At 67.7% G+C, this 8,591-nt stretch carries 10 protein-coding genes; 9 read left to right on the top strand and 1 reads right to left on the bottom strand.

Translation table 11 applies throughout. From position 1 onward, the window contains the following. Positions 1 to 131: 131 nt before the first annotated feature. A complete protein-coding gene (locus ACWICD_RS11035; protein WP_376128417.1) occupies positions 132 to 893 on the bottom strand; it encodes an SDR family NAD(P)-dependent oxidoreductase in 762 nt (253 codons plus the stop codon). Between the two features lie 361 nt (positions 894 to 1,254). Between ACWICD_RS11035 and ACWICD_RS11040 the strand changes: the two genes are divergently transcribed. The 9 genes from ACWICD_RS11040 to ACWICD_RS11080 all read left to right on the top strand — a co-directional run. After that, positions 1,255 to 1,425 (top strand): CsbD family protein, encoded by a 171-nt coding sequence (locus ACWICD_RS11040; protein ID WP_376128419.1) that lies wholly within the window; start codon positions 1,255 to 1,257, stop codon positions 1,423 to 1,425. A 102-nt stretch (positions 1,426 to 1,527) separates the two neighbouring features. Further along, a complete protein-coding gene (locus ACWICD_RS11045; RefSeq protein WP_454140169.1) occupies positions 1,528 to 1,971 on the top strand; it encodes a GNAT family N-acetyltransferase in 444 nt (147 codons plus the stop codon). Positions 1,972 to 2,088: 117 nt separating this feature from the next. Further along, positions 2,089 to 3,297 (top strand): D-arabinono-1,4-lactone oxidase, encoded by a 1,209-nt coding sequence (locus ACWICD_RS11050; RefSeq protein ID WP_376128423.1) that lies wholly within the window; start codon positions 2,089 to 2,091, stop codon positions 3,295 to 3,297. Further along, positions 3,294 to 3,671, top strand: a complete 378-nt coding sequence (locus ACWICD_RS11055) for a sensory rhodopsin transducer (RefSeq protein ID WP_376128425.1) — start codon at positions 3,294 to 3,296, stop codon at positions 3,669 to 3,671. Before ACWICD_RS11050 ends, ACWICD_RS11055 begins: the two co-directional genes overlap by 4 nt. A gap of 45 nt (positions 3,672 to 3,716) precedes the next feature. Continuing rightward, complete coding sequence (locus ACWICD_RS11060) at positions 3,717 to 4,784, top strand: FUSC family protein (RefSeq protein ID WP_454140170.1); 1,068 nt, start codon at positions 3,717 to 3,719, stop codon at positions 4,782 to 4,784. 218 nt (positions 4,785 to 5,002) lie between these two features. Further along, positions 5,003 to 5,899 carry an alpha/beta hydrolase gene (locus ACWICD_RS11065; RefSeq protein WP_454140171.1) on the top strand — a complete coding sequence of 299 codons (897 nt, stop codon included), beginning with the start codon at positions 5,003 to 5,005 and terminating at the stop codon, positions 5,897 to 5,899. A 29-nt stretch (positions 5,900 to 5,928) separates the two neighbouring features. After that, positions 5,929 to 6,675: a response regulator transcription factor gene (locus ACWICD_RS11070; protein WP_454140172.1), complete on the top strand. Its 747-nt coding sequence runs from the start codon at positions 5,929 to 5,931 to the stop codon at positions 6,673 to 6,675. 106 nt (positions 6,676 to 6,781) lie between these two features. Further along, on the top strand, positions 6,782 to 8,389 hold the full coding sequence (locus tag ACWICD_RS11075; protein ID WP_376128433.1) for an AMP-binding protein: 1,608 nt from the start codon (positions 6,782 to 6,784) through the stop codon (positions 8,387 to 8,389). Next, a partial coding sequence (locus tag ACWICD_RS11080; RefSeq protein ID WP_454140173.1) for a hypothetical protein occupies positions 8,379 to 8,591 on the top strand: 213 nt, incomplete at its 3' end. The genes ACWICD_RS11075 and ACWICD_RS11080, both read left to right, overlap by 11 nt.

Below are 8,591 nucleotides of genomic sequence, written 5' to 3' on the forward strand. Positions count from 1 at the left end.
TCTCCCCTCCCCCTCTCCCCTCCCGCCCCTTACCCGCCCTTGGCCCCGGGGCTGCGTTGGGGCGCGGAGATTGAGGGGGTTACCCCGGGTCTCGGCGCCCCGATGCAGTCTCACGGGGTCACGCGCGAGGGTCATTCCCCGGGCGCGGACCCCATGTGCTTCGCGAGGTTCGGGTAGCCGGTGATCTCCCACCCACCGTCGACGACGAGCGAAGTGCCCGTGATGTACGACGCATCGTCGCTCGCGAGGAAGAGCATGGGCTTCGCGATCTCGACCGGGTCGGCGGCGCGGGTGAGCACGATGCTGTTGCGGAAGTCCTCCATCAGGGCGGGGTTCTCGGTCATCGAGTTCGTGAGCGGAGTCTCGACGAGCCCGGGAAGCACCGCGTTGACACGGATGCCTCGTCCACCGAGCTCGAGCGCCGCCGACTTCGTCAGCATCTCGGCTCCCGCCTTGCCGGATGCGTACGCCGCACCGAACCACATCGGCACGTGCGCGTTGAGGCTCGCGACGTTGACGATCGCACCGCCGTCGGTCATCGCCCGGGCTTCGTGCTTGACCGAGAGGAACACTCCCTTGAGGACGAGGTCGACGGTGAAGTCCCAGTCCTCCTCGGACTGGTCGACGATCATTCCCGCGCGCGACGCCCCGGCCACGTTGAAGGCGGCGTCGAGACGACCGAATCGGTCGATGGCCGTCGCCACCGCTGCTTCGACATCGGCTTCCTTCGTCACGTCGCACACCGCCGGAACGTAGTTCTCGGCCTCATCGCCCGGCTTGAGGTCGGCGCCGACGACCCGGGCTCCGTCGGCGAGCAGCAGATCGACGACCGCTCTGCCGATACCCGAACCCGACCCCGTGACGAGGGCCACCTTGTTCTCGAACCGTGCCATGACAGATCTCCCTTCGTGCGATGGATGCTGCCAGGCTAGGCACCGCGGATGCCGCGGGACAGGCACTCGCCCTTCACGACGGGCCGGACTACACTCCCGCCCACCCGTATCACTCCCGCCCACCGCACGACCCCATGACGCCGAGACTGCGTCGGGAGGCCGAGACTGCGGGTAATACCCACGGTTTCGGCGGCCCGATGCGGTCTCGCGGGAGGCCCGATGCGGTCTCGCGGGAGAAAGGGGCCGCGAACTTTGCACACGGAGGTGGGAGCGTCAACCCCTTGGACGCCTTTGCGCTGACGGTGTGCGATGGATCCACACGCGAGGAGATCCCCGCGCTGTCCGAGACGAAGGAGACACCATGGGTCTGGACGACAAGATCTCGAATGCGGCTGAAGACATGAAGGGCAAGGCCAAGGAAGGCGTCGGCAAGGCCACCGACGACAAGGGCCTCGAGGCCGAAGGCCACATGGATCAGGCGAAGGCGGGCCTGAAGAAGGCCGGCGAAGACGTCAAGGACGCCTTCAAGTAAGCCGCCGCAGACGGAAGGTCGGGACGCATCGTCCCGACCTTCCGTGTTCCCGGCGAGATCCTGCACGATTCGCATGTCGGATGCCGGCGCTACCGTGCCGTCATGAACCTCGAGCTCATCGAACTCAGCGCTGAGAACCTGGCCGCCGCACTCCGCATCCCTCCGGCAGTCGGCGAGAAGGCGAATGTCGCCCCCGTCGTCTACTCGATCGCCGAGGCGTACGTCACGCCCACCGCGTGGCCGCGACTCATCGCCGACAACGACGACATCGTCGGGTTCGTCATGGCCAATTGGGATCCGGACCACGAAATCGAGGCGTTCCGCGCGGGAGTGTGGCGCCTCAACGTCGCTGACGAGGCGAAGCGCCGGGGCATCGGCCGATTCGCCGTCGAGCAGGTGGCCTCCGAAGCACGTCGGCGGGGCATCGAGAAGATCACCGTCTTGTGGGAGCCGGGGCCCGACGGGCCGGAGCAGTTCTACCTTCGCCTCGGATTCCGCAAGACGGGTGAACTGTTCGGCGAGATCGTGGGCGAACTCGACGTCTGACCCCGACGCGGCCGCACCGGCTCGGGAACCTGACCGTTCCTCGTTCGAAGATGATGTCCCCTTGTCAACCCGGTGCTGCGGCCGCGCCGTCGGTGCAGTGTGGAGATGAGGAGGCCCATGGCTGAGCGATTCCGCAATTGGTCGGAGAGCGTCGAATTCGCCTACGAGAGACGAGCACGACCGAAAGGCGAGAAGCACCTCCGGCGTCTCGTCGCCGATGCGCGCGCACGCCGGCTCTGCGTTCGTCCGGTGGGGTCCGGGCACTCGTCGACTCCGCTCGTCCAGACGCGTGACACGCTGGTCGACTTCGGTCGCTTCACCGGGCTCGACTCCCATGACGTCACGGCGATGACCGCGTCGGTGGGGGCGGGCACAACCCTCGAGGACCTCGGGGGCCTGCTCGAGGACGTCGGGATGGCCATGGAGAACCTCGGCGACGTCGCGTACCAGACGATCGCCGGCGCGGTCGGGACGGGAACGCATGGGACGGGCCTGGGACTCGGAAACGTCTCTTCGACCGTCGTCGGCGGCCGCCTCGTGACCGGGACCGGCGACCTCGTGCCCTTCGGCGTCGAGGCCGGCACCGACGGGACCGACGCGATGACTCGAGCGGCGCAGGTCTCCCTCGGGTCGCTCGGCATGTTCACGTCGCTCACGTTGCGGGTGCTCCACGCGTATGACCTGCATCGGCGCAACGTCATCGCCGGCACGGACTGGGCGATCGACGAGTTCGATCAGCTCACCAGGACGAGCCGGCACATGGACTTCTACTGGTATCCGCGACGCGACGAGGTCAAGCTGCGGTTCATGGACCTGCCGGGTCACCTCGATCTCATCGACGTGCCGATGCGCGAGCGCAAGGCGAACGAGATCGGCCCGAGTCACCGCATCATCACCAACCGACGTGAACTGCGGTTCGACGAGATGGAGTACATGTTTCCGCTGGAGCGCGGCATGGAGGTCTTCCGCGCTGTGCGGCAGCGAGTCATCGAGCGTCACCGGCAGCACGTCGGCTGGCGGGTGCTCGTGCGCACGGTTGCCGGGGACGACGCCATGTTGAGCAATTGCAACACGGGGCCGACCGTGACCATCGCGCTCCTGCAGAATTCCGTGCTCGACCACGACGACTACTTCTCCGACATGGAGCCGATGTTCCTCGACTTCGGCGGTCGACCGCACTGGGGCAAGAAGCACACGCGCACGGCGAGCGATCTGCGTCGCATGTATCCGGAGTGGGACGAATTCCAACGCATCCGACGCCGGCTCGACCCCGACGGAGTCTTCATGAACGATTATCTGCGCACGCTGTTCGAGGAGGACGCATGAATGCCCTCGGATCTCGCACCTGGGTCTTCTCCGGCGGTTACATGCCCGTGGGCTCGACCGGATCGGAGCCCGAGTTCACGAGCCGAGACGAGCTCTGCCTCCTCAACACCGGCGGCGTCGATGCGAGCATCGAGGCGACGGTCTACTTCGAGGACGACGGGCCGTCGGGACCGTACCGCCTCACCGTGGCGGCACGACGCGTGTGCCATGTGCGGATCAATGATCTGATCGACCCGCACGCGATTCCCCTCGGTGTGCCGTATGGGCTCGTCGTCTCGAGCGACCGCCCGATCGTCGCTCAGCTGACGAGGTTCGATACGAGGCAGGCCGCATTGGCCAGCACCACCACCCTCGGATTCCCGCACGACGGGTGAAGTTTCGCCGTGAATCGACGAGGACCGGGACTGGCTGGGGTGGTCGTGCGCGTCCGTCGTCACGGCGGGTCGGTCATCGCGGCCGCCGTCGCCGCGGCGCTCGCCTATGCCCTTGCGTCGGCGCTCTTCGGCACCGAGAACGCCTTCTTCGCGCCGATCGCCGCCGTCATCTGCGTCGGTCTCAGCGGCGGGCAGCGGGTGCAGCGCTCACTCGAGGTCCTCGGCGGTGTCTTGGTGGGAGTGATCGCCGGCGAGCTCGTGGCTCTGCTCGATCTTCCCGTCGCGGTCCTGCTCGGGGTCACGGTCGCGGTGGCGATGGGTGCAGCCGTCGCCGTGCGCGCCACGGCGCTCTTCACGAACCAGGCCGCGGTCGCAGCCGTTGTGACCCTGGTGCTCACGCCGATCACCCAGGCGCCCCCGTTCCTGCGCATCGCGGACGCGCTGGTGGGCGGAGCGGTCGCGCTCCTCATCGCCGTGGTCGCGGCCTTCCGCGGCGACCGGCTGCTGGTGAGCACCGTGTCAGCCGCCACGGATGAGCTCGCCGACACGCTCGAGAGAGTTTCGGCGGGGCTGAGCAGACCCGGCGCCGATCTCGACGCGCTCGTCGCGGAGGTCTTCAAAGCGACAGGAGCGGTGGCCGAACTCGACGACGCGGTGAGAGCATCGCGCGAGAGCGTTCGCTTGGGCAGGCGCGGGCGGAAGAGCGCGCATCTTCGTGTCCGCGCCGTGCGGGTGCGCGACGAGTGGTTCGCACTGACCTCGGCGCTGGTCTCCCTCGCGCGAGCAGCGCGTGCCGTTCATCGCAACGACGAGGATGCGACGGATGCTGCGATCCGTGTGGCCGCACTCGCCCGGGTCGTCCGGGGTGTCGGCCAGTGGGCGACGGCGGCGGCCGACCCGCAGGCGACGTTGGCGCTGCAGAGCGAACTGCGGGACGTCGGCCGTGCCATCACCGCCCAGCTGCGCGACGACACGACGACGGCGGTGCGGGTGCTGCTGGTCTCGGCACGTTCGGCGCTCGTCGACCTCATGCGGATGACCGGAATGACGCACCGCGAATCCGTCGCTGTCGCCAGTGGCCGCGATGGACGGCGCGATGACCCCGCGACCTGAAGACGCGCACCTGCTCGTCGGCCTCGGCTCGACGAAGATCCCACGACCCGGACGAACGCCTTCCGCGGGCATGAATCGGCCGTTGTAGTTCTTTCGTACCGTCTGATCGTCTCGGGTAGCCCAGGGCTCTACGATCGATTGCCAAAAGGCGAGGAGAAGTCATGGTCGCACTCGATCGGCGAACGAAGATGTTGGGCCGCCTGCTCAGAAGGACCTCAGTGACGAGGCGCTCCGAGGAGCAGATCCTCGCAGACCAGCGCCGGGTGATCGGCCATAACCCCCTCACGGACCTGCTGCTGGGCGGTCTGGTCAAGGGCGTCTCGGTCCGAGACACGACCGCGGCGGGCGGCGACGGTCCGATCGCGGTGCGCGTCTACCGCCCGACCAGTCTTCAGGGCACTCCCCCGCTCGTCGTGCTCATCCACGGGGGCGGGTGGACATCCGGGTCTCTCGACACCTACGACTGGCTCGGGAGCAGCATCGCCAGTGGCGTGCAAGCCGTGGTGGCCTCGCTCGACTACCGACTCGCGCCTGGAGCGCGTTGGCCGGCCGCTGCCGACGACTCGTATCACGCCATCGTCGACCTCGTCGGCCGGGGGTCTGAACTGGGCGTGGACGCCTCCCGCCTCGCAGTCGTCGGGGACAGCGCCGGCGGAAACCTGGCCGCCGTCGTAGCGCTGATGGCACGCGACCGGTCTGGTCCGTCCATCGCGTTGCAGGGGCTGATCTACCCGGTGACGGATCTGACGCTCGCAAGTCCGTCGATCGACGAGAACGCGGACGCCCCGATCCTCACGAAGGCGGACCTCCTTGCCTTCCGGGGTCACTACCTGGCCGACCAGGACCCGCGGGACCCGTACGCATCCCCCCTGTTGGCCGCGGACTTCGCTGATCTGCCGCCGGCCTTGATCCAGGTCGCGGAGCACGACCCGCTCAGGGACGACGGCTTACGGTACGCCGCCGCCCTCCGGAAGGCCGGGGTCCCCGTCCGCACGACGACCTATGTCGGCATGCCTCACGGGTTCATGGCGTTCCCCCGTATCAGCAAGGCCGTTCCGCAGGCCCTCGGCGAACTATGCCAAGAACTGCGCGTCGCCCTCTTCGAGAACCAGTGAGCCGGGTCGCATCGGCTACTCTCGCTTGCATGCGGGAGGTGACGACGCAGTCGCGTGATGCTCAGCTGATGGCGGATGCCGTCGACTGGACGACCGCGCGGGGCGGGTTCGAGCTCGGCTTCGGCGGCCTCGTCGACTCCCAGTTCGCGCCACTGAGCGCTTACTCGAACACGATCGGGCGGAGCATCCACGGCCTGGGGATCCAGGCCGGTGAGGGCCTGGGCGGCAAGGTCATGGCGACCCGGTCGCTGAGGTACACCACAGACTACCGACAGGCGAGATCGATCACCCACCGCTACGAGCGCGAGGTCGCGGCCGAACACATCGTGACTCTCGCGTCGGCGCCCGTCGTCGTCTGCTCGCGCGTGCGGGCGATCTTGTACGGCGGCTTCCGCATCCCCACGCAGATCGGCGCCAAGGCACTGGACGTCCTGGTCGCTGCGGCGCAGCGGATGAGTTGGGAGATCTCCGTGCGGGACGAGGTCGATCATCGCGTCGCGCAGCTCGTCGCGCAGCAGCGGGACCGCGGCGACGCCGACGGCGAGTCCCCGGCACACCAGGACGTTCTCCCTTCCGTTGACCCTCACCTGACCGTGCGCGAGCTGGATGTCATCGCGTTGGTGGCGACGGGCATGCGCAACGCCGAGATCGCGCAGCGGCTCAATCTGCGGGAGACCACGGTGAAAGGCCACGTGTCGTCGGTGATGCGCAAGGTGGGGGCCCGGTCTCGGCTCCAGGCAGTGCTGTCCGCGAAAGCAGCGGGCCTCATCCCCTGACCGACCGCAGGAGCACCTACCAAAGTACGGGTTTGCTTGCGAATGTCGGGCGCACGCGTGAACCTCGGATGCAGCCTGCTCGATCACGATGATGAGGACGACGACGATGTCCGCACACACCACGGAAACCTCCGCAGCCGTCAACTACACACCGCTGACCCCGCTGTCATTCCTGCGGCGCTCGGCGGAGGTGTTCCCGACCAAGGAGGCGATTGTGTACGGCGCCCGGCGCTGGGACTACGCCGCGTTCCGTGCGGACGCCGAGTCTCTGGCAACGGCCATCCGCGCGAGGATCCATCCCGGCGACCGTGTGGCGTTCCTGGCACCGAACATCCCCGAGACACTCATCGCGCACTTCGCCGTCCCGCTGGCGCGCGGTGTGCTCGTCACACTCAACTCCCGCCTGTCAGCTGCGGAGATCGGGTACATCCTGGAGCACTCGGGAGCCAAGCTCTTGTTCGTCGACGCCGAACTGCTGGCGACGGCGGAAGCGGCGGCCGAAGCGCTCACTGCGCCGCCGGAGATCATCTCGATCGCCGATCCGGAGTTCGGAGCGCTCGTCCCTGAGGGTGCGACGAGCTTCACGGCGTTCGTCGACAGCGCCACCCACGGCGACCCCGAGTCGCTGTCATGGGAGGTCTGCGACGAACTGGAGACCATTTCCATCAACTACACCTCCGGCACGACAGGGCGCCCCAAGGGCGTGATGTACTCCCACCGCGGCGCATACTTGAACGCTCTGGGCGAGCTGATCCACAACGGCTTCGGCCGAGACAGCACCTACCTGTGGACGCTTCCGATGTTCCACTGCAACGGATGGTGCACGCCGTGGGCGGTCACCGCCGCCGCCGCCACCCACGTCTGCCTACGCGCCGTACGCCCCCAGGCGGTCTGGGATGCCATCGACGAGCACGCCGTGACCAACCTGTGCGGGTCGCCGACGGTGTGCTCCACGATCGCCAACGCCGACCAGGCGCATCCCCTCGACCGGCGAGTCCGCATCACGACCGCGGGCTCCGCCCCCTCCCCCACGATCATCGAGCTGCTCGAACGACTGAACTTCGACGTCGTGCACGTCTACGGGCTCACCGAGGTCTATGGACCGTTCACCATCAACGAGCACCAGCCGGCGTGGGACGAGCTGCCCGCCGCCGACCGCGCCGACCGCGTGGCCCGGCAGGGCGTGGCGATGATCCAGGCCGATGCCCCACGCATCGTCGACGAGGACATGAACGATGTCCCCCGTGACGGGGTCACCGTCGGCGAAATCGTGCTGCGCGGCAACAATGTCATGCTGGGCTACTTCCACGACGACGACGCGACCGCGGCGGCATTCGCGGGAGGGTGGTTCCACAGCGGTGACCTCGGCGTCATGCACCCCGACGGCTACGTCGAGCTGAAGGACCGCGCGAAGGACATCATCATCTCGGGCGGAGAGAACATCTCCACCATCGAGGTGGAGAACGCGATCCTCTCATTCCCGGCCGTGCTCGACGTCGCCGTCATCGGCATTCCCCACGAGCGCTGGGGGGAGCGTCCGCTCGCGTACGTCGTGGCAAGGCCCGGCCTGTCGGTGCAGGTAGGTGAGCTCCTCGACCACGTTCGCGGTCGGCTTGCCGGCTTCAAGGTCCCGGATGCTGTGAGGATCGTCGAGGAACTGCCCCGCACGGCGACCGGAAAGGTGCAGAAGTTCGAGTTGCGCAATGCGGGCTGACTACGGCGACGTCCCCGCGACGGCGCCGTACCCCAATCTGCTCGACGATCTCTCCGACGAGTCGGCCAGTCTCGTCCGAGTCTCCGAGCAGCGGACGAAAACGGGACTGCTGCACGGTGAGGTGACAGTTCCTAGTCACGCCGCCAGTGCGACGGTCGTGTTCATGATGGTCTCGAACTCGATGGGGGTCAACCGTCCCAGT

Source organism: Microbacterium sp. NPDC055357 (assembly GCF_053644835.1).

Bases quoted from the DNA above. Each gene is read 5' to 3' on its own strand.
- ACWICD_RS11035 (WP_376128417.1), bottom strand. From the start codon at position 893: ATGGCACGGTTCGAGAACAAGGTGGCCCTCGTCACGGGGTCGGGTTCG.
- ACWICD_RS11040 (WP_376128419.1), top strand. From the start codon at position 1,255: ATGGGTCTGGACGACAAGATCTCGAATGCGGCTGAAGACATGAAGGGC.
- ACWICD_RS11045 (WP_454140169.1), top strand. From the start codon at position 1,528: ATGAACCTCGAGCTCATCGAACTCAGCGCTGAGAACCTGGCCGCCGCA.
- ACWICD_RS11050 (WP_376128423.1), top strand. From the start codon at position 2,089: ATGGCTGAGCGATTCCGCAATTGGTCGGAGAGCGTCGAATTCGCCTAC.
- ACWICD_RS11055 (WP_376128425.1), top strand. From the start codon at position 3,294: ATGAATGCCCTCGGATCTCGCACCTGGGTCTTCTCCGGCGGTTACATG.
- ACWICD_RS11070 (WP_454140172.1), top strand. From the start codon at position 5,929: ATGCGGGAGGTGACGACGCAGTCGCGTGATGCTCAGCTGATGGCGGAT.
- ACWICD_RS11075 (WP_376128433.1), top strand. From the start codon at position 6,782: ATGTCCGCACACACCACGGAAACCTCCGCAGCCGTCAACTACACACCG.